A 20481-nucleotide genomic window follows, 5' to 3' on the forward strand; every position below is an offset into this window, starting at 1 on the left:
TAGACATTAGGACTCTTAGATAGAAAGTGATTCATGACATGTTTAAAAGACAACAAAAGAGGGCAGAGTTTATGGGCTGTCTTCAATCATTGTATAATGAGAAAGAGCTTAACTTAAGTCAATCTTTTAGAGAAAAGTTGATTTGGGCAGCTAAAGGGCTTGATTCTGGAGATAGGCTGAGTTACTTAGCTTACCAATTATATCCCTATCTTATGGAAGAAATGAAGAGAGAAGAGGCTAATCATAACCCTCAGTTCTTAAAAGCTAAAAAGTACCTCGAGAAGATCAGATGGCGATATAATGTGGGCTCTGTATGGGGTTGGCCTTTCTCTAGTTAAAGCTAGCAGTTATTTATAGGAGTTAAAAACCAGTCTAGGGATATATTCCTAGACTGGTTTTGATTATGGTGCTTACTGTTGGTTGGTAATAGCACTTTTAGCAGGGTCATTGTGGGCAATACGGCTGGCAGCTGCTGCCGCAATGGCGCTAACAATATCATCTAAAAAGGTATGGCAGGATTTGCCGTCTTTGTGGTTGAGTTTGTCAACAATCCTTGGTTTTGTCTTGTCCAGATAACCGTAATTGGTAAAGCCGATGGAACCATAGAGGTTAACAATGGATAAGGCCAAGATTTCATCAATCCCATACAGCCCTTGGTCGGTTTTTAAGATAGTAAGGAGCGGCTCAGACAGCTGATCGGCTTCAGCCAATTTATCCAATTCGACCCCAGTGATAATAGCGTTTTGTACTTCTCGTTTTTCAAGCACCGCTTCAACACTCTCTAAACATTCTGCCATGGTCAAGTTGGGGATATAATTATTCTGCAAAAAAAGTACCAGCTCTGCAATAGCTTCTAAAGAAACCCCTCGTTCAGCTAGTAATTGATAAGACACTTCTCGTAATTGATGGTCAGTTGTCATGTGAGACCTCCTTTTTCTTTATTGTAACATAAATGACCTGCCAAGTAACCCAAAGGAAGCCTTGCCAGCAATGTAATTTGAGAAACACTTGTAAAACGATTACAATAGGGTTGTATAACGGTCCACAATAACTAGTTGTTTGTCCAAATTTAGGGACTAGAAAAGAGATTGATATGACAAAACGACAGCTCCGCTGGCTTCTTTTAGTGATTTTTGGGTTAATAGTGTTGGTATTCTGATGGCATAGCAGAGCAGTCACCCCAGACAAGCCTCAGCCATCAGCTCTTTCAGCTTCTCAAGCAATTATTTACCCAAAAGAAATGAAAGATTTACCTCATCAAGCCTAGCTCAAATCAGGTCAATTAGTGAAAAAAGATGGAAAACAATATCGTACCTTGTCTGCGTCATTGCCTCAACAATCAGGGAAGATTTATTTTTATTATCAGGTATCAGAAACAGGAGAGAAAAAGGGCATCAAAAAGCTTTTGTCGGCAGGCTATCAAGCTGGAAAGAACCATGTGTTTGATGGGCAGTTGCAGTTCTATTTACCCAAAGAGAATCGGATTCATTTTACGGTGTCAGGAAGAGTTTTCAGCCAAACCAAGATAAAGAAGGTAACAGCTCAGTCAAAACCAACTGATGAGGTAGGTGTTTATGAGATTCAAGTTGTTGCTAAAAATGCTTTAATAGATTTCTTGCTAGACCACCAGGATTTGGTCTATTAGTTGGGTAACTGCTAACACCACTTGTGAGCAATTTTGGTTGCTCATCTTCAGTAAAGGGCTTTTGTGATATAATGGGGTAATCTATTATAAATAAGGAGGGCTTGTAATGATTCAAAAAGTTGGTATTGTCAGTTTATCAAGTGGCATTTTAGGTGAGGACATGGTCAAACATGAGTTAGACTTGGGCGTCAAACGGTTGAAAGCCTTAGGACTCGATCCTGTCTTTTTGCCAAATGCTTTAAAAGGTCTAGAGTATGTGAAAGACCATCCAGAAGCTAGGGCTGCTGATCTTCTTGAAGCTTTTGCAGACCCATCCATTGACATGATTTTATGTGCTATCGGCGGGGATGACACCCATCGTCTGTTGCCTTACCTTTTTAGTGATAGACAACTCGAAAAGGTTGCTCGGCAGAAGGTCTTTCTTGGCTTTTCAGACACAACCATGAACCATCTCATGCTCCACAAGCTAGGACTAAAAACCTTTTACGGTCAATCTTTCCTGGCAGATATTTGTGAACTGGAAGAGGAGATGTTGCCCTATTCCTTAGCCTATTTTAAGGAATTAATCGAGACAGGCAGTATTGCAGCTATTAGACCAAGTGACGTGTGGTACGACGAGCGGACAGATTTTAGCCAAGCAGCCTTGGGAACTAAACGAGTGGTCCACTCCAATCAAGGATTTAAATTATTGCGAGGTCCAGCCCAATTTAGCGGGGAGATTTTAGGGGGCTGTTTAGAATCCCTTTATCAGCTATTTGATGGGTCACGTTATGCAGACAGTGTGACCCTGTGCCAGCAATATGGTTTATTTCCTTCTTTGGCGGATTGGGAGGACAAAATTCTCTTACTTGAAACAAGTGAAGAAAAGCCAAGCCCAGAGCTCTATCGTCACATGCTTGAAACCTTAAAAGAAACAGGCATTTTCAGCGTCCTTTCAGGTGTTCTGGTCGGTAAACCTATGGATGAAACCTACGATGACGATTATCAAAACATTCTTTTAGAGGTCATTGATACCGATATTCCTATTTTGGCTAACCTTTCTATTGGGCATGCTACTCCAAGAGCTATTGTGCCATTTGGAGTGAAGGCTTTTGTGGATGCAGACCAGCAACTTATTCGTTTTGACTGTTAGAATGAGGGAACGTTTACTTATAACTTGACCAGTCATCAGTAATGTAAGCAGAAGTAGAGGCAAGTCTGCGGAAAGCTAGAGACCACTAGAGAAAGGAGCTATTAAAGGCATTTTTCTTGTGGTCACTGTTCACACCCAAAAGACTTCAACTGTTATTCAGGAAAGTTAAAGGGCTATTTAGGAAATCACTATATTATTTTTGTGAAAAAGGTATCATAAATTTGTCGAGGTTACAACGAGACAAAGATGAGAAGATATGGGTGTTCCTTATATATAAAAGTCGTGACTATTTTTAAGTGATATCTGCCACTAACCTTGTAAACATTGAGGAAAACATCTCCTATTTTAGAAGAATGACATGACAGCCAAACTAAGAATTTTTGCACGTGCACCTGTAGTCCTTGCAGAACAGATGGAGCACCTAACGCTTGTAACGTTTGTTAAGTGAAACTAAAGGAATAGTGATGACAGTTTGTTATCAAGGAAAGACAACTGGAGTTTGGAAATTTGGATGTCAAAACTCCACAACCCGGTTGGGTTAAGGAAGGGTTTCAGAAAAATTATATTGTTTGGCTAGATAATCATATCAGGGTTCTCATGGCGGATCTAAATCCTTTGACAATAACCAACTTAAAGATTGGTGCAACAGGAATAGTAGGCGGTGGTTTTGCAGGCTACGGGATGTATGTGCTCGGTTATCGAGGTGATTTTTTGGACATTACAAATCATCGTATTGTCTCAGCCAAAACCTTCCATAAACAATACGACAAGATAGAAGATAACTAAACATTGTGAATTGGCCAGTAATTGTTCACCTACCACAAAAAAGTTAGCATTCTTTTTAAGAAGAGGACTTAGTTCTGTACGGGGCAGAGCTAGGTCCTTTTCATGTTACCCTAATAGCTTACTATTAATAGTAGTCAGTGTTGCCTTTTCAGCTAATATAACCTTCCTTTTGATATAGGAAGACTCTCTATATCCTTTTTGGTAAATGATTGTTGATTCACTCCTGATGATACGGAGAGTAAAAGAAAAAAGTAGGTGCTATATCCTAATAGTGACAAATTAGGATAGTAATCAAGTACTAAGACGAAAAATAACGAAAAGATACAAAAAAATTATAAAATATTCGTAATCTTCTTATAAAAAGTATAAAACAAAACTAAAAAGAAACTATTATTACAAAATAAGGAGTAAAAAATATAGTTTTTCTATCATTATCTCTTTTAATTTTCATATTTTTTAAAAAAACTATTGCTAAACTGGTTATGTAAGCGTATACTATCTGTAGTGAGCGAAATTAAAAAAAGAGGACAAACACATGAATTTACTTGGATTACAACGGGTTTTTTCAAAAAAATGTCAGTTAGTTAAGTTGTCGATGGTGGCTTTATTATCAGCCACAGTTGCTATCACAACATTAACACCTGAAACCATTGCATCTGCACGTGAGACATATGTCTCTAACGAAGTTGTTCAGAATGATGAAGCGCATCAGTACTTGCAAGAATCTTTAGCGTGGACTTTCAGTGACAGTCCAAACTACTATAAGGTGTTAGGAGCTAGCCAAATCAATCCAGCACTTTTCCCTCAAGCAGGTGATATTTTATATAGTGGACTAGATGAGCTAGGGAGGAGTCGTACTGCCAGAGGAACACTGACTTACGAAAATGTTGCAGCAAGTTACGGCGTTAGACAGTCTTTTGCTAAAAATCAAAATCCTTCAGGATGGCTAGGAAATCCTAACCGTGTGAAATATAAAATTGACTGGTTAAATGGTATAGCTTATGTTGGAGATTTTTGGAATAGAAGTCACTTAATTGCAGATAGCCTTGGAGGAGATGCTCTTAGAGTTAACGCTGTCACAGGCACTCGTACTCAAAATGTAGGAGGTCGAGATCAAAAAGGAGGTATGCGTTATACCGAACAAAGAGCTCAAGAGTGGTTAGAAGCCAATCGAAATGGTCACCTCTATTATGAAGCGGCACCAGTTTATCAAGGTGATGAATTAGTTCCAAGAGCTGTAGTGGTATCAATGCAATCTTCTGATAAATCAATTGACGAAAAAGTTTTGGTTTATAACACAGCTAATGGCTACACCATTAACTATAACGACGGAACGTTTACTCAGAATTAATAACAAAAAGTCAGGCCTCTGCTCACTAGGCTTGACTTTTTTGTTGATTTACAAATGATTTGAAGCCCTATGGATATTTTGTAACTATTATTAAATCATAAAGCCTAATCTAAGGAGATTTGTTAAAATAATTCTAAAAGTTATTTTGATAAAAAAGTGTTATAAGAAACCTTCTGAAATGGGCAGTAGAGAAATCAGCTATAGGATTAATAGCCTTGTTCGTATTATTCAGCGCTAATCAAAATCGATTACCCTTGTTGAAATAATTCTGCTCAATAGTTAGTAAGTCAAAGCATCTTTAGGTTCTAAAATTATAACCATTATCAGCTTTTTTGTTCGAATCGTAAGCAAATAGAATAATACCATGAGCTTTAAAGATAAAAACCTTTCTTTACTCTCTATTCCCTACCTTTCAAAGCCCGCTTTGCCATGCGTTGGATTTTAATGGTGGAGTTATTCTGATAGATGACGCCGTTTACTAAGGCACCGTGTGCATATAAGTTGGGCATGACGCCGTATTTTGGTGATAGGACTTGCGCTGTTTCTGGTAAAATGGTAAGTCCGCCTTGAGTATCTAGTTGACCAAGGCGCTGATTGATGAGTGATTGGAGAAGAGGTGTTGCTGATGAGAGATTAGCTGGTGTCAAGTGATAACCCGTTGCATTGATGATGCGATTGACGAAAAACTTAGTCGACTTAGTAATGATGGTAAATCCCTGATCCGTCGATGTGATATCTGAAACATCATCAATCGTCGTTAGTCTATTTTGTTTGAAAGCTTCTAACAGTACTTTAGCAGAATCCTCTGGCATGGGATTGCGCAAGTTGACGATGGCCTTACCATAAGTGTCTTGATAAGCTTTGCGATCATCTAAGGACATGTAGGGCCACAAATCAGTCAACCAGACCGTTATTCTTGAGGCTAGTTGCTGTAAAAGATAAAGCTCTTTAGAATGTTCAAAGGCTAAAGCAATGCCCTCTTGCCCTGGGGCTAAAACTTGTTTTGTTGCCTCTTTCCAACTCTTAAAACCCATAGCTTGTAACTCGCTTGATAACAAGTTGTCAAAGGTATTCAAAGTAAAGGAATGCTCAGCTTGGTTGAGCAGTTGGTTGAGCGTTTCGTCTGTGAAAAACTGCCAATCGATGACAGGCCCTTCTAGAATACGCACTGTTGGAAAAACGTTTGACCGAGAAAAAGCTTGAATAGAAGCCTTGGTATCACTGACAAGCCATTTAATCACATCAATGGCAGCCAGTCCTGTCCCGACGACAGTAACCGTCTGCCCCTCAAACACATCTCTGGCAAATTGTTTCAGAGGGTAGGGATCAGCATGGTAGCCAAGAGCCCCCTCTAGTTCATAAGGGTCTAACACCGGTAAGGCTCCACAAGCAAGATGAATCTCGTCAAAAAAGACTGGCAAATCGCTGGGAGTTGATCCTTCTTCCAGCTCTACTTGCCACTGTTGCTGCTGAGGAAAATAATGGATGTCCTCAACTCTAGACGTCACGACCCTAACAGGAAGTCGGTCTAACAGGGATTTTGCTCTCTCAGATAAATACTTTCCGTAAAGAACTCTTGCGACATAAGATTGGTCAGTGTTGTAGCCATTTTCTCTTAGCCATATCATGAAATCATTCATGTTGCGATAATCAAACGAAATGTCGTCAATAGGAGAGTTTATCAAGGCCAATGCCACATCTTCTTGGAAAGGAATTCCTTTCCCAAAGTGGTGAGAATCATCAAAACAGAAAATCTCCATAGTCGCTAAAACGTCTTCTGACTGATGAGAAAGAGCTAGCAAAACAGCCAAACCACTCACTCCCATTCCCACAATACCAATCCTTTTCTTCACCGAATCATCCTCCTTTCTCCTATCATAGCACAAAAATAGAATTGCTAGCGGATAAAGCCTGATTTTTACTAAAAGTTGTCTCTGTTGCTCTCGCCACTAGAAGTTATAAAGGTGTTAACGAATGCGTCTTAAACCATCTTTTTCAAGCTGAAACACCTTTTGACAGATCTCATCTATAAACCATTGGCCATGCAACAGGCTGATAATGGCACGAGGTATTGACTCTGAGTTGTGAAATCATAACAGGCGATATGAATACCATCCTTGGTCTTCCGGTTGCAGAATTATCACAGAGACTTTTTGGAAAACAGGAGAAACTATCAAATAGTAGCAGCTAAAAACGCTAAGACCCTAGGGCCTTAACATTTGTCTTGGTAGCATGCTACTTGGTAATGAGGGATAAAGTTTCAGTTAGCTGTCTGATAAAGCGTCCGATCCCATCTTAAGAAAAAATGTTATCTGTGGATGAGAGAGAGGGCTAGCGACTGTAAAAAGGCTAGTTTTCCTCTTTCTTTATGAGGTTCCTTGGCTAGTTGCTGTGCAAAATCAATAACAGGTTGGGGTGCCTCGTACTTGTTCAGCACAAGATACCAGGAAATATCATTGCTTAACTTCGCGAGTGCATCTCGCTCCCCTTTTTCCATTGATGCTCTAGCTTTTAAAAAGATTTTTACTAGGGCATTATTATGAAGAGGCCACAGTTTTCTGTACAACATTTATAAATTGCTTTTATGCAGCCAGTCGTTTTGCCATTGGAGTTTGGTAGTTAAGACTACCATTAGTGCGATAGTGGTTCCACCAGTAGACATAATCTTTCGTTTTAAGGATTAATTCTTCCAGTGAATGGAAGGTTTCCTGGTTGACAAACTCCAGTTTGAAGGAACGATAGGTACTTTCAGCGACGACATTGTCATAGGGACAACCGGCTTGACTGAGGGAACGAATGATACCAAAAGCTTCAAGCATCTCATCAATCAGCTGATTGTCAAACTCTTTATTGAAGAGGTCAATGATGAGACAAACGTAAGCCCAGCACTTACCAACACGGATATAAGTCAAGTCGGTCACAGTCGCTTCAAGTGATCTTTCTTGATTGAATTGTCTGTGTAAGTAGTTAGGAATGGGTGCGTCATTCTTTCCTTTGGAAAGCGGTTTAAAGGCTACTTTCTGATAAATGGATACTAAGTTGAGTCTCTCTATGATGCGACGAATCCGCCGACGAGACAGTGAGATAGCATCATTCTCTAAACATTTCTTGATTTTCCTAGCCCCATATCTAGACTTACTCTCAAGAAAAATGCACGTAATCATCTCTTCAATCTCTACTTCAGATACTGGCTCTACAGCTTTGTAATAATAGCTAGAGCGTGGTATATTCAGCCAACGACACATGGCTGATATGCTACAGTTAACTTTGTTAGCAGTGATTACTTCTCTTTTCGTGCCATAATCACCGCCGCTTGCTTTAGGATATCTAGCTGTATTTCGAGTTCTTTATTGCGTTTTCGGAGTTCAATCAGTTCACGCTGTTCATCTGTAAGATTATCAATAGTTTTAAATGAGCCAGTTGTTTTTGCCTGACGAACCCACTTATCGAAGGCTGAGGGCGTTAACTCATATTCTTTGATAAGCTCACTTCGTTTCCTGCCAGCATTGTGGAGGTCAACGATTTGTTGCTTAAAGTTATCGGTGAAGTGGCGACGTATTTTTCTAGACATATCTGTTCTCCTATTTTCTTTAGTGTAGAACACTTTATAAATTCTGTCTAGCTTAGTGTAACCTATTCAGACAGTACTTTTTTTATCTCTTTACTCTTTTAACAAAATTAGTTTATGTATTTTTTTGAGTTATAAAAAAAGACTATCTTAATTAAAGTATGAAAGCGTTTTATAATATAGGTGTAAAAAAAGCAAAGGAGAAAAAAATTATGACTGACTGGTTAAATATTGCTGGTAAAACGGCAATCGTTACAGGTGCTTCCTCAGGTATAGGTAGAGCAATTGTTGAAGAACTTCTGGAATTAGATGTCAAAGTTGCTAACTTTGATATTGTAGACAATGGCTTAACTCATCCAAACTTAATATTTGTAAAGGTTGATGTTACTTCTCGTAAAGAAGTTGAAGATGGAGTATCGAAAGTAGTAAAACATTTTTGTAAAATTGATGCATTAATTAATAATGCTGGAATTAATATTCCTCGACTTCTAGTTGATTCAAATGATCCTCATGGGAAATATGAATTAGATGACGAGACATTTGATAAAATTACAGCAATTAACCAAAAAGGCCTATTTTTAGTAAGCCAAGCAGTTGGACGTATACTTGTTGAACAAAAGTCAGGTGTTATTATTAATATGGCTTCTGAAGCTGGGCTTGAAGGCTCTGAAGGGCAAAGTGCTTATGCAGCAACAAAAGCAGCATTGTATTCTTATACGCGTTCATGGTCAAAAGAATTAGGAAAATATGGTGTTCGTGTTGTAGGTATTGCACCAGGTATTATGGAAGCTACTGGGCTAAGAACACGGGCATATGAAGAGGCATTAGGATATACTAGAGGAAAAACTGTTGAAGAGATTCGTGCAGGATATTCATCTACGAGTACTACACCACTTGGACGTAGTGGGAAATTAAGGGAAGTTGCAGATCTTGTCGCTTATTATATTTCAGATCGTTCAAGCTATATTACTGGAATTACAACAAATGTAGCAGGTGGTAAAACAAGAGGATGACATCCAGCTAGAAAGGATAGTCATGGCATTAGTTAACCGTTGGTATGATATACTCGAAACTTTATTGATTCAAAACCAGTTGGCTTTTGATGATTTGAGAAAACATATGAAGATTAGCCCACAAACTTTAACAAAAAGTATAGAGCAATTAAATGATCTTTTAGATGGTGATATTGAAATTATTCAAACAAATAACCAACTAGAGTTGACTGTCTATGATTATGCTAGACTTGAAACAATTTTAGCCGGTAGCCTTAGAAAGACTAGTGATTTCAACTCAGCAAGTAAACGTGTTGCGTATTTACTTAAACGCCTGTTGGAATCTCCGACACCAATCGTAATAGATGATCTTGCAGAAGAAACAGGTGTAAGTAGAAGTACGATAAATAAAGATTTAAAAACAGCAAAAGAATTAGCAAGCCTTTATCACATTGAAATCAAAGGAATTCCTAATAGAGGAATTCAAGCTTTTGGATCAGAATTAAAAATTAGACTATTATTTATCCATCATGTTTATGCTTATTTCGATACTGATTATTTACAAAAAGAGAGTCTTGTTTTCTTAGAAAACCTTTATAAAGTTTACCGCTTACCTCGAAAAATTCAAGAGCTTCTGAATAAAACGATTGCAATAACAATAAAGCGTATTCATGAGAATAATCATTTAACAGATTATATTCCCTTTTATAGTAATGAGGTTAAATCAAACTCTTTTATGGAGGAACTTGTTTATCACCTAGAATTAGACTATCAAACTTCCTTGAGTCAATTTGAACGTGATTTTATTTCTTTCGCCTTGAACACCCAATATATAGATGGCTTGACTTATCATGAAGGTTTATTAAATCCCGATTTTCTTCAACTTTATCAAAAGATGATTCAAGAAGTGAAAGAAAGCCTGTTGATTAATTTTGATGAAGAAAAATTATTTGTTGAAATTCATACACATCTAAAATTTTTAATTAATCGATTAATTTTTCAGATTCAAGCTAATGATCTTTTTCATGGAGAAATTAAACATAAATACCCATTAGCATTTGAAATGGCAACATCGGCTGGGAAGGTATTAGAAGAAACCTTTTCAACACATTTGGAAATATCCGAATGTAGTTATTTAGCATTATACTTTGAACTGATTTTGCGAGATAAAGAACAAATTGTTGAAAAAGGATCAAAGCGTATTGCTGTTGTTTGTACTACTGGACGTGGAACGGCAAATATGATTTGTCGAAGGATAACTAAGGTTCTTGGTCCAGATATTGAAATTTTTCAATTTTCTGAAGAACAGTTTAACCCTGAAAGAGATGATAATTATTTTGCAATTTTTACAACCATACCATTAAAATTTGGCCAGTTAAAATCTCCATTGGTTCAAATCACTAATGTATTCAATGATCAATGGTTGCAAAATGAATGGCAAAAAGTTCATCTCTTTCATCAAAGAAACATTCAAGATAGTATTATTCGCTTTGTCCGTTTAAAACCTGAAAGTACATATTGTAGTTATTTGACAAATATGGTTAAGATATTAGCTAAGAAAAATATAGTCGATTTCGGTTTTTCTGAACGAATTATCCAAAGAGAAATGAAACAATCTACGATGTTTGGTAATCAGGTTGCCTTTCCTCATGCAATTAATTATCATTCTGATAAGCCAATCCTTCTAGTTGGGGTATTAGATCAAATATTTTGTGAAGGATATAATCAAGTTGCTATTATCTTTATGGTAGCAATCCCCAAAAAAGTTGAAACTCGGTTAGAAGCAGAAATGTTGGAACTTTATGATGATATTTTTAGGATTGCTAGTGATGAATTATTAAGAAGTGAATTGCGTTTAATAGAGTCAGAGGAAGCTTTTTATCAATTTACGGAGGAAAGAGGGATTTTTTAATGGATAGTATTATCGTACTAGCGATTATTGTGATATCTGCTTATATTTTTCAAATCTTTTTAGGCATGAAACAACTAAAACATTTCAATCAGGTTTACGCTGAATTACGGCAAAAAGGTCGCGTCACTATTGGTAGACGGTCAGGAAGGATCAGATCAGGGACTATTGTCATGTTTGCTATTAATAGTGAAGGCATTGTTTTAGATGCACGTAAAATGCAAGGTATTAGCGTTTTAGCAACCTTTAAAGCCATGCCACAATTTCTTGGTCAAGATATTCATTATGTTGACAGCTACAATCCTTTAGTAAGAAAAGAAAACCGTTTACTTCAAATAGCTATAGAGGACGCCAGAGAATTATTCTTAAGAGTAGAGGCTGGTTCTTATCAGGAAATTTCAAGATATAGCTCAGCTTTTGATTTTGATCTTCACATGAAGACCTTAATGACTCGCTTAAAATATCAATTTAAAAAATAAATAAACAAAGGAGTTTATAATGGATTACATTACAAAATTCGCAGAAGGCTTTATGAAGCTCTTTCAATTAGGCGGCGAAACTTTTATTAGTTGGATGACAGGAATTGTTCCTGTAGTATTGATGCTTTTGGTTGCAATGAATGCTTTTATTGCTATTCTTGGTGAAGAGCGTGTTAATAAACTTGCAGAGGTTTCTGCTAAAAACCCTATCAGCCGTTACATGATTTTACCTTTTATCTCAGCGTTTATGTTAGGTAATCCTATGGCTATTAGTATGGGACGTTTTATGCCAGAATATTATAAGCCTAGTTATGTTGCTTCACAAATGCAATTTTGTCATACCTCAAATGGTGTTTTCCCTCACATCAATCCTGGTGAACTATTTGTTTGGTTAGGCATAGCATCAGGAATTAAGACTTTAGGATTAAGTCAAATGGAATTGGCAATTCGTTATTTACTTGTTGGTTTAATTATGAACTTTGTAGGTGGTTGGGTAACTGATTTTACAACTGCATATGTTTCTAAACAACAAGGTATTACTTTAAGTAAAACAGTTGAATTAGACTAGTAAAAAGGAGTAGAAAAATGACTTATCAAAGTATTAAAGTAGTCAAAGGTAGTGGCGGATATGGCGGACCTCTTGTTATTACACCAACTGAAGAAAAACATAAATTCATTTATATTACAGGAGGTGGTGAAAAACCTGAAATTGTAGATAAGATTGTTGCTTTAACAGGTATGAAAGCTGTTAATGGCTTTAAAACATCTATTCCAGATGAAGAAATTGCTCTAGCGATTGTTGACTGTGGTGGTACATTGCGTTGTGGAATTTATCCTAAAAAAGGAATTCCAACAATTAATGTTGTAGCAACTGGTAAGAGTGGTCCATTGGCACAATATATTACAGAAGAAATATATGTTTCTGCCGTTGGGATTGATCAAATTATAGCCACAGACGAGTCTGCATCTCTTGAAAATCGTGTCCAAAATGATACAAATAAAGCAATTTATGATACAAGTAAAAAAATTACAGAACAACGTGCGGAATCAAGTTTTGTAGCACGTATTGGTATGGGTGCGGGTAAAGTTGTAGCGACCTTCAACCAGGCTGCCCGTGATGCGATTCAAACAATGCTTAATACTATTCTTCCGTTTATGGCATTTGTATCATTATTAATTGGTATTATCCAAGGGTCAGGTGTTGGGAACTGGCTAGCTAAATTAATGGTTCCTCTAGCAGGTAATATCTGGGGGTTAGTATTGATTGGATTTATTTGTTCTCTACCTTTCTTATCACCATTATTGGGACCTGGAGCAGTTATTTCTCAAATTATCGGAACACTTATCGGTGTTGAAATTGGTAAAGGTAATATTCCGCCACAAATGGCATTGCCTGCCCTATTTGCGATTAATACACAAAATGGTTGTGACTTTATTCCTGTTGCTCTTGGGTTGACTGAGGCAAATTCAGAAACAGTTGAAGTTGGGGTACCATCAGTCTTATATTCTCGTTTCTTAAATGGTGTTCCACGTGTAATTGTGGCTTGGATTGCAAGTATTGGACTTTATAAGTAAAAAGATTTAAAATCAATAAAAGGGGGAGTTTGAATGGTAAAAATATTTGAAACAAAAGTGACATCTGTTGGTGCAGAGGCCGATGGAATGATAGAAAGTGCTAATATGTTGATATTATTCGGTCAAGGAGCTCCAGCGGATCTTGCAGAATTTTGTTATACTATTGATAATAAAATTCTAGACGGTCATATTCAAGAAGGGAGTACACTATTAATTAATCAAAGTAATTATAAAGTCACTTCAATTGGAAATGTTGTCGAAAAGAATTTGATAAATCTTGGGCATATTACTATTTCATTTGATGGTTCAAGTGAAGGTTCATTACCAGGCACATTACATGTTATCGGTTCAGAAATTCCGAAAATTTCTGAAGGCACAACCATTGCATTTTTTCAGTAATTGAAAATAATCTTTTATCATTAACAATTTTCCCATGATATAGAATTTAAATCCATTATGCTAACTTTAATTGATATAAAAAGATATTGATTTTGAGAGAACCCAAGGAGTTCTCTCTTTTCAGTACTGTCAATAATTTTGTGTAAACCCAAGAGTAGAGTTGCTTAATATTAATCAAATAAACTATCAAGTGTGTCAAAACATGTTCCAAATCCTTTATGAATACGAGCTCCAAACTTAATATGATAGTCCTCAAAAATGCTTAAAAGTGACCGTTCTAAGGCTTCTTCATTTGGAAAAACCACCCGCTTCTTGTTTTGTTGCTGAATTTCTTTGTTGAGTGATTCAATCAAGTTTGTAGAGTAAATACTAGACCAAATGTGATGTGGAAATTGATAGAAAGTTAGGAGATTTTCAGTCATTTCAAGTGATGCCATGACCTTTTTGTAACGAGGCTTCCATTTAGAGACAAATTGCTCTAATAATTTAGTAGCCTCCTGTGAATTTGTGGCACGGTAAACCTGCTTGAACTGATTTAGAATAGATGCCCTATCTACTCGCTTAACCTTACTGGAGATATTACGACCAATGTGAACCAGACACCGTTGCTGTTTAGCCATTGGATAGGCTTGTTGGATGATTTTATTCACACCGTTAAATCCGTCCGTAACAACTAGAGAAACTTGCTTAAGTCCTTGATTTTTTAGCCTCTTAAGAAGATCTGACCAAGAGACATTATTTTTATTAGGGGCAATCTCATAATCAAGAACTGATTTATACCCTTCAGGCGTGATACCAAGTGCAATGTGAATACATTCTTCACTGACCGTACCTCGTCGCAAGGGTAAGCAACTTCCATCTAGATACAAGACTGAGTAGTTAGTTTGAAGTGAACTCTCATGAAAGGCAGAGACACTTTCTTGGGTCTCTTTTCAGATAATTAATTCATATTTAGGGATTAACTTTGGTTATGATTTATATACATTACACCTAAAATATTTGTTTGATGAGATGATTCTTATCATAAAAATTATAACCATGTTTAGGGTAAAAATTGTAGGATTCAAACCGTTGTTCTATATTTAGGAAATCTGCATTAATACTTGGAACTTTTCTTAAATTATCTTTTACTCTTAAAATCATAAAAATAAGGTCATCACGATATTTACTGTTGTATTCTATTATCTGAATAGGTTACACTAAACTAGACAGAATTTATAAAGTGTTCTACACTTAAGAAAAATGGGAGAAAAACCATGTCTAGAAAAATACGTCGCCACTTCACCGATGATTTTAAGCAACAAATTGTTGACCTTTACAATGCTGGTAGAAAGCGTAGCAGTCTCATCAAGGAATATGAGCTAACCCCTTCCACCTTCGATAAGTGGGTTAGACAAGCCAAAACAACAGGTTCATTCAAGTCTGTTGATAATCTGACAGATGAACAGCGGAAGCTGATTGAACTCAGGAAACGCAATAAAGAACTCGAAATGCAATTAGATATCCTAAAGCAAGCGGCGGTGATTATGGCACAAAAAGGGAAATAATCACTGCTAATAAGGATAACTATAGCATTTCAGCCATGTGTCGTTGGTTGAACATTCCTCGTTCTAGCTATTACTACAAGGCTGTTAAACCAGTCTCTGAAGCGGAAACTTGAAGAAAATATCAAAGCTATTTTTCTCGAAAGTAAGGCCAGATACGGATCCAGAAAAATCAAAATATGCTTGAATAACGAAGGTATCACACTTTCACGTCGTCGGATTCGACGCATTATGAAGCGACTCAATTTGGTTTCTGTTTATCAGAAAGCCACCTTCAAACCACATTCCAGAGGCAAGAATGAAGCCCCTATTCCCAACCATTTAGACAGGCAATTTAAGCAAGAAAGACCACTACAAGCCTTAGTCACTGACTTAACCTATGTTCGTGTAGGCAATCGTTGGGCTTATGTTTGCCTTATTATTGACCTATACAACCGTGAAATCAACGGCCTGTCTCTTGGTTGGCACAAGACCGCTGAATTCGTTAAGCAAGCCATACAAAGCATCCCTTACGCCCTGACCAAAGTCAAGATGTTCCATTCAGATCGTGGCAAAGAGTTTGATAATCAGTTAATTGATGAAATATTGGAAGCCTTTGGAATCACACGTTCGCTTAGTCAGGCTGGTTGTCCTTATGACAATGCCGTAGCCGAAAGTACGTATCGTGCTTTCAAAATTGAATTTGTTTATCAAGAAACCTTTCAATCGCTGGAAGAACTAGCTCTTAAGACTAAAGACTATGTTCATTGGTGGAATTACCACCGCATTCATGGTAGTCTCAACTACCAAACACCAATGACTAAAAGATTAATTGCCTAGAAAACACTTTATAAATGTTGTACAGAAAAGTGTTGCCTTTTCAGAATTCAATGGGGTTCAAGGTGATTAGAAATCAAGATTTGAATATAAAGGTTTATAAATAGACAGTAATATATATTAAGAATATTTTAATTCTAAGTTAGTATTGAAATTTTAAAAAATTTCGGGGACAAAAGATGGGACAAATCCCCTTCAGACAAGCAAAAAAGCCTTTAAACAAAGGCTTTTTTATGTATAGTTATATGCCCCCTACAGGGCTCGAACCTGTGACCCATAGATTAAGAGTCTACTGCTCTACCAACTGAGCTAAGGAGGCAAGAATGCTGTATTGGCACCGGTGATCCACTTTTTGTATTGAGCCCGCGCAATATAAGCAGGTGGGTAACGCGCTCTTTCTTGGAAGTTGCGTCCGCGTGAAACGGCTTGCAGACTAGAAAGAGTCTTTGTTTCCCGAGAATACAAAGAAATAGTCGGTCAACACTTAGATGTGGATTCGTATGCCACAGCAATGTTTCTGTATGTTTATGATACCACTTTCTCAGATTTTTTCAAGTCCCAACCCTAAAAAATGTAACCGTTTGCTATTTTGGGATTCCGGTTGAGTGACTAGAAAGCTTGTCAATACGCTCTTTATTGGCCCCCAGGGCACGTTCATATTTTCCTGTTTCGTTGGGGGAAAAATACTGTTTACCGATTAATTTATCTGGCAGGTACTGTTGTTTCACCCATTTTTCAGGGTAAGCGTGGGGGTAAAGATAATCTTTGGCATTACCCAGTTCTTTACTGCCGGCATAATGCCTATCTCTCAAATGCCTTGGAATAGGAAGGTTTCCTGATGTTCTCAAATCGCTTAAGGCAGCATCCATGGCCAGATAAGCTGAGTTAGATTTTGGGGATAAGGCCAAATCAATGACCACGTTAGCAATTAGAATACGTGCTTCTGGGAAACCGATTTTCTGAGCGGCATCAAGTGCGGTAACGGTATGGACTTGGGCGTCAGGATTAGCCAAACCAATATCTTCATAAGCAATCACAATCAATCGTCTGGCTAGGCTTGGTAAATCGCCCGCTTCCACTAATCGTGCCGCATAGTGAAGACTGGCATTGACATCGGAGCCGCGAATAGCTTTTTGGAGAGCAGATAGCACATCGTAATGCCCGTCGCCATCCTTATCCATAGTAATATAGCTGCGCTGCAAGGAATTTTCAACAGTGTCTAAGGTGATGTGTCGCTTCCCGTCGCTATCTGGCTTTGTGGACATGACTGCTAGATCCAGAGAGTGATAGGCTGAGCGTAAGTCACCATTGGTAGCCGTTGCGATAAAATCAAGAGCATTATCGTCAAGCATCACGTCAAAGGCAAAGCCTCTTTCTTTATCGGTAATGGCAGTTTGAAGGGCACGCTTGATATCCTCGTTGGAGAGAGGTTCCAGTTCAAAAATCTGGACCCGGCTTCTGATAGCGGGTGTCACTGAAAAGAAGGGATTCTCAGTGGTTGCGCCAATCATGATAATGGTGCCATTTTCCAGTAAGGGGAGCAGGAAGTCTTGTTTGGTTTTGTCCAGTCGATGAATCTCGTCTAGTAGCAATACCAATCCTCCTGAAAATTTGGCCTCCTCAGCAATTTCTTGGAGACGTTTTTTGCTATCGACGGTGGCATTAAAGGTTCGAAAGGCATACTTGGTGGTACCTGCAATAGCGCTAGCAATGGAAGTTTTACCGATTCCTGGAGGACCATAGAGAATCATGGACGATAGCATATTGGCTTCCACCATGCGATGGATGATTTTGCCTTCGCCAACAAGATGTTCTTGTCCGATGACCTCTGAAATGGTTTTGGGGCGCATGCGGAGCGCTAAATGATCGGGCATGTAATTGTCCTCCTTTCTTTTGGGGGGTGGGATTAATGGGGAATGGCTGCGATGAAGTTAGCAATCATGGTCATGCCATCAGGGGTTCCGATGCTTTCTGGGTGGAATTGTAGGCCAAAAAGTGGCAGGGAGCGATGTTCAAATGCCATGATTTCCTGATCGTCACAGTCTCTAGCGGTCACGATAAAGTCTTCGGGCAACTGATCCACAACGATAGAATGGTAGCGCATGACGGTGACTTGTTTTGGGAGGGAGCGGAAGAGACTGGCAGGACCTTGTGTTTCAATGGTACTTTGCCTGCCATGCATGACACGTTTAGCCAAGCGTAAGGTTCCCCCTAGGGTTTCAGCGATCGCTTGGTGTCCCAGACATACCCCTAAAATGGGTTTTGTTTGGTAAAAGTCTTGAATGAGTTTTGGCATTTGGTTGGCTTCTTTTGGCCAACCAGGGCCGGGTGAAAAGACTAGCGCGTCAGCCTTTTTGGCCATATCATATAAGTTTGGGTCTTGGTTATACAAGATAATAGTCTCGTCAAATTCATTTAAATATTGGGCGAGGTTGTAGGTAAATGAATCGTAATTATCAATTAAGAGTATCATAGGTTCCTTAATAACAAAAGATAAGTGTCAGTTTAGGCTTGAACGCTGGCTAAGAGGGCTTTAAGATGAGTAAGTTCAAGATTGAGAGGGTAGAGGCCACGGACAGCATTTCCTCCAAAAATAGCGCTCGCCTCTTTTAAATCAGCTAGTGTTAATTCTTTTTCCTGAACCTGACCGCTAGATAGCAATTCTTGGCGGAACAGGCCTGGTAAAATACCCGCAGCCACCGGTGGTGTGTAGAGGGTCCGACCCAGCTGAACAAAGAGATTGCCAATGGAAGTTTCCAATAATTGCCCCGCTTGGTTATAGAACACCTGTTCATAAGATTTTTGCTCAATATGAGGGCGATAGCTGGTCTTAAAGTAGGTAAAAGGCGACTCCGTCACGTCCTTCTTCTGTAAGCAGAGTTGAGCTGCTAGAAAATCGGTTGACAAAGGTTCCAAAGGTTGATCAGAGAGTCTCATCTTTCCATCTTTGGATAAACTAATCGTCAAGCGGTAGGCAGCATCGCTCTTGTCTTCCAAATAGGTTGATAGTTGTTTCTGACAAGCTTTCTCATCGTAAGGATAGGCAAAATAAGTAGCTGCTTCTTTAAGCCGATTGAGGTGTTGCTCAAGAAAGGTTATTTTTTTCTGTTCTACCTTGGCGGTTGTTTTGAGATCAAAGATTTGTTTGTGCCGATAGAGAAAGGCTGTTTTTTGCTGTACTTCCTCGTATTCGTCTTCCCACTTGCTTTGCCAAGTGATGCCGCCTCCGACACCATAGGTAGCTTGGCTGTGATTGAGCTGGATGGTTCTAATGGGAACATTGAAGAGACGACGACCGTCAGGTAAACAAATGCCAACAGTTCCACAATAAATGCCCCTTGGGTTTGGCTCCAGGGATTTGATAATCGCCATGGTGGAGACTTTTGGCGCCCCTGTGATAGAGCCACAAGGAAAGAGGGCTGTGAAAATGTCTATCAGGTCACAGTCCGATTTGAGGTCACCAACAATGGTTGAGGTCATTTGCCAGACGGTAGAGTATTGTTCCACCTCGCAGAGTTTATTAACACGAACACTGCCTGTTTGGCAAATTTTACCCATGTCATTGCGGAGCAAATCAACAATCATCATGTTTTCAGAGCGATTTTTTCCGTCAGCTTGGAGCCAATCATGTTCTTGTTGATCCAGCCAGCTAGTAACCCCGCGCTTAGTGGTTCCCTTCATCGGTCTGGTGATGAGTTGGTTCCCTTCCTGTTTAAAGAACAACTCAGGACTAGCTGAAATAACGGCAAGCTCATCATGGGCGATATAGGCATTGTAGCCAGCAGCTTGTTCAACGACAAGTTTATTGTAAATGGCTAAACTTTCAACTGCATTGAGTTCCTGAGTTAATTGAATAGTGTAATTAACCTGATAAGTATTGCCCTGCCTCATCTCATGGTGAATGGATTCAATGGCTTTTTGATAGGCTTCTTTTTGAGTGGCGCTGACCCATTGGTTAGGGATAGTAATGCTGTCATAATCGAGAGGGATGTCTTCTTTTTGACAGGTTTTGTGCACCGTAAAATAGGCAAGGTACTCGTTGCCTAATCGGTCATTATGGGTTTGTAAGGCGTTGTCAAAAAAAGCAGCTGCTTCGTAACTGAGGTAACCCACCACGTAGTACCCCAGTTCTTGGTAGTGCTGAACCTGGTGAATGATTGGGCCAACCTGATCTAAAGACTTGGCTATCAACTCTAGTAAGGGGGTTTCAAACAAGAAGCGGTATCCAAGCTCCTTGAAATCAATAATGGTTTTTCTATGCATACCCAAATTATATCATAAAAGC

15 protein-coding genes, 1 tRNA gene, 1 other RNA gene and 4 pseudogenes are annotated in these 20481 nt (G+C 38.6%); 12 read left to right on the top strand and 9 right to left on the bottom strand.

Annotated elements, in window-relative coordinates; all coding sequences use genetic code 11:
• The first annotated feature begins 38 nt into the window (after positions 1-38).
• Positions 39-338 carry a hypothetical protein gene (locus DYD17_RS01060; protein ID WP_003049355.1) on the top strand — a complete coding sequence of 100 codons (300 nt, stop codon included), beginning with the start codon at positions 39-41 and terminating at the stop codon, positions 336-338.
• Between the two features lie 72 nt (positions 339-410).
• On the opposite strand, the gene DYD17_RS01065 is transcribed toward DYD17_RS01060, so the two are convergent.
• Positions 411-920 (bottom strand): phosphatidylglycerophosphatase A family protein, encoded by a 510-nt coding sequence (locus tag DYD17_RS01065; protein WP_003049357.1) that lies wholly within the window; start codon positions 918-920, stop codon positions 411-413.
• 365 nt (positions 921-1285) lie between these two features.
• On the opposite strand from DYD17_RS01065, the gene DYD17_RS01070 reads away from it, so the two are divergent.
• From DYD17_RS01070 to DYD17_RS01085, 4 genes and pseudogenes are all read left to right on the top strand, one after another.
• Positions 1286-1645, top strand: coding sequence for a hypothetical protein (locus DYD17_RS01070; protein WP_226318830.1), 360 nt, complete (start codon positions 1286-1288; stop codon positions 1643-1645).
• A gap of 106 nt (positions 1646-1751) precedes the next feature.
• Entirely contained in the window at positions 1752-2777 is a 1026-nt protein-coding gene (locus DYD17_RS01075) for a S66 family peptidase (RefSeq protein ID WP_115252527.1), read from the top strand.
• 464 nt (positions 2778-3241) lie between these two features.
• Positions 3242-3563, top strand: a pseudogene (locus tag DYD17_RS01080) (role in replication).
• 535 nt (positions 3564-4098) lie between these two features.
• The gene (locus DYD17_RS01085; RefSeq protein ID WP_115252529.1) at positions 4099-4914 is read left to right on the top strand and encodes a DNA/RNA non-specific endonuclease; all 816 of its coding nucleotides are present in this window, start codon (positions 4099-4101) and stop codon (positions 4912-4914) included.
• A gap of 398 nt (positions 4915-5312) precedes the next feature.
• Here the strand turns inward: DYD17_RS01085 and DYD17_RS01090 are convergent, their stop codons facing one another.
• Complete coding sequence (locus DYD17_RS01090; RefSeq protein WP_115252530.1) at positions 5313-6767, bottom strand: FAD/NAD(P)-binding protein; 1455 nt, start codon at positions 6765-6767, stop codon at positions 5313-5315.
• A 729-nt stretch (positions 6768-7496) separates the two neighbouring features.
• A pseudogene (locus DYD17_RS01100) lies at positions 7497-8485 on the bottom strand (IS3 family transposase).
• A 209-nt stretch (positions 8486-8694) separates the two neighbouring features.
• Here DYD17_RS01100 and DYD17_RS01105 point away from each other — a divergent pair.
• The 6 genes from DYD17_RS01105 to DYD17_RS01130 are packed head-to-tail and all read left to right on the top strand — an operon-like array spanning position 8695 to position 13836.
• Positions 8695-9495: an SDR family oxidoreductase gene (locus tag DYD17_RS01105; protein WP_115252531.1), complete on the top strand. Its 801-nt coding sequence runs from the start codon at positions 8695-8697 to the stop codon at positions 9493-9495.
• A gap of 22 nt (positions 9496-9517) precedes the next feature.
• Entirely contained in the window at positions 9518-11386 is a 1869-nt protein-coding gene (locus tag DYD17_RS01110) for a BglG family transcription antiterminator (RefSeq protein WP_115246801.1), read from the top strand.
• Positions 11386-11862 carry a transcriptional regulator GutM gene (locus tag DYD17_RS01115; RefSeq protein WP_115246799.1) on the top strand — a complete coding sequence of 159 codons (477 nt, stop codon included), beginning with the start codon at positions 11386-11388 and terminating at the stop codon, positions 11860-11862. Before DYD17_RS01110 ends, DYD17_RS01115 begins: the two co-directional genes overlap by 1 nt.
• Before the next feature lie 19 nt (positions 11863-11881).
• Positions 11882-12430, top strand: coding sequence for a PTS glucitol/sorbitol transporter subunit IIC (gene srlA / locus DYD17_RS01120; protein ID WP_115246798.1), 549 nt, complete (start codon positions 11882-11884; stop codon positions 12428-12430).
• A 17-nt stretch (positions 12431-12447) separates the two neighbouring features.
• Positions 12448-13437, top strand: coding sequence for a PTS glucitol/sorbitol transporter subunit IIB (srlE, locus tag DYD17_RS01125; protein WP_115246796.1), 990 nt, complete (start codon positions 12448-12450; stop codon positions 13435-13437).
• Between the two features lie 33 nt (positions 13438-13470).
• Positions 13471-13836, top strand: a complete 366-nt coding sequence (locus DYD17_RS01130) for a PTS glucitol/sorbitol transporter subunit IIA (RefSeq protein WP_115246794.1) — start codon at positions 13471-13473, stop codon at positions 13834-13836.
• A gap of 170 nt (positions 13837-14006) precedes the next feature.
• Here DYD17_RS01130 and DYD17_RS01135 read toward each other — a convergent pair.
• Positions 14007-14768, bottom strand: a pseudogene (locus tag DYD17_RS01135) (IS256 family transposase); the annotation flags it as partial.
• 324 nt (positions 14769-15092) lie between these two features.
• Here DYD17_RS01135 and DYD17_RS01145 point away from each other — a divergent pair.
• Positions 15093-16199, top strand: a pseudogene (locus tag DYD17_RS01145) (IS3 family transposase).
• 243 nt (positions 16200-16442) lie between these two features.
• Here DYD17_RS01145 and DYD17_RS01155 read toward each other — a convergent pair.
• The 5 genes from DYD17_RS01155 to pabB all read right to left on the bottom strand — a co-directional run bounded on the left by DYD17_RS01155 (position 16443) and on the right by pabB (position 20459).
• Positions 16443-16515, bottom strand: a tRNA-Lys gene (locus DYD17_RS01155).
• Positions 16516-16711, bottom strand: a non-coding RNA gene (gene ssrS / locus DYD17_RS01160) — 6S RNA.
• A 69-nt stretch (positions 16712-16780) separates the two neighbouring features.
• Entirely contained in the window at positions 16781-18070 is a 1290-nt protein-coding gene (locus DYD17_RS01165; protein WP_115252532.1) for a replication-associated recombination protein A, read from the bottom strand.
• Positions 18071-18102: 32 nt separating this feature from the next.
• Complete coding sequence (locus DYD17_RS01170) at positions 18103-18669, bottom strand: aminodeoxychorismate/anthranilate synthase component II (RefSeq protein WP_003049418.1); 567 nt, start codon at positions 18667-18669, stop codon at positions 18103-18105.
• A 32-nt stretch (positions 18670-18701) separates the two neighbouring features.
• Positions 18702-20459 carry an aminodeoxychorismate synthase component I gene (gene pabB / locus DYD17_RS01175; protein ID WP_037584900.1) on the bottom strand — a complete coding sequence of 586 codons (1758 nt, stop codon included), beginning with the start codon at positions 20457-20459 and terminating at the stop codon, positions 18702-18704.
• Positions 20460-20481 lie beyond the last annotated feature (22 nt).

It is taken from the genome of Streptococcus dysgalactiae subsp. dysgalactiae (assembly GCF_900459225.1).
Taxonomy (GTDB): Bacteria; Bacillota; Bacilli; order Lactobacillales; family Streptococcaceae; genus Streptococcus; species Streptococcus dysgalactiae.

What these genes read in the sequence shown, in the direction of transcription:
- DYD17_RS01060 (WP_003049355.1), top strand. Translation starts at nt 39, where the DNA reads ATGTTTAAAAGACAACAAAAGAGGGCAGAGTTTATGGGCTGTCTTCAA.
- DYD17_RS01065 (WP_003049357.1), bottom strand. Translation starts at nt 920, where the DNA reads ATGACAACTGACCATCAATTACGAGAAGTGTCTTATCAATTACTAGCT.
- DYD17_RS01075 (WP_115252527.1), top strand. Translation starts at nt 1,752, where the DNA reads ATGATTCAAAAAGTTGGTATTGTCAGTTTATCAAGTGGCATTTTAGGT.
- DYD17_RS01085 (WP_115252529.1), top strand. Translation starts at nt 4,099, where the DNA reads ATGAATTTACTTGGATTACAACGGGTTTTTTCAAAAAAATGTCAGTTA.
- DYD17_RS01105 (WP_115252531.1), top strand. Translation starts at nt 8,695, where the DNA reads ATGACTGACTGGTTAAATATTGCTGGTAAAACGGCAATCGTTACAGGT.
- DYD17_RS01110 (WP_115246801.1), top strand. Translation starts at nt 9,518, where the DNA reads ATGGCATTAGTTAACCGTTGGTATGATATACTCGAAACTTTATTGATT.
- DYD17_RS01115 (WP_115246799.1), top strand. Translation starts at nt 11,386, where the DNA reads ATGGATAGTATTATCGTACTAGCGATTATTGTGATATCTGCTTATATT.
- srlA (WP_115246798.1), top strand. Translation starts at nt 11,882, where the DNA reads ATGGATTACATTACAAAATTCGCAGAAGGCTTTATGAAGCTCTTTCAA.
- srlE (WP_115246796.1), top strand. Translation starts at nt 12,448, where the DNA reads ATGACTTATCAAAGTATTAAAGTAGTCAAAGGTAGTGGCGGATATGGC.
- DYD17_RS01130 (WP_115246794.1), top strand. Translation starts at nt 13,471, where the DNA reads ATGGTAAAAATATTTGAAACAAAAGTGACATCTGTTGGTGCAGAGGCC.
- DYD17_RS01165 (WP_115252532.1), bottom strand. Translation starts at nt 18,070, where the DNA reads ATGCCCGATCATTTAGCGCTCCGCATGCGCCCCAAAACCATTTCAGAG.
- DYD17_RS01170 (WP_003049418.1), bottom strand. Translation starts at nt 18,669, where the DNA reads ATGATACTCTTAATTGATAATTACGATTCATTTACCTACAACCTCGCC.
- pabB (WP_037584900.1), bottom strand. Translation starts at nt 20,459, where the DNA reads ATGCATAGAAAAACCATTATTGATTTCAAGGAGCTTGGATACCGCTTC.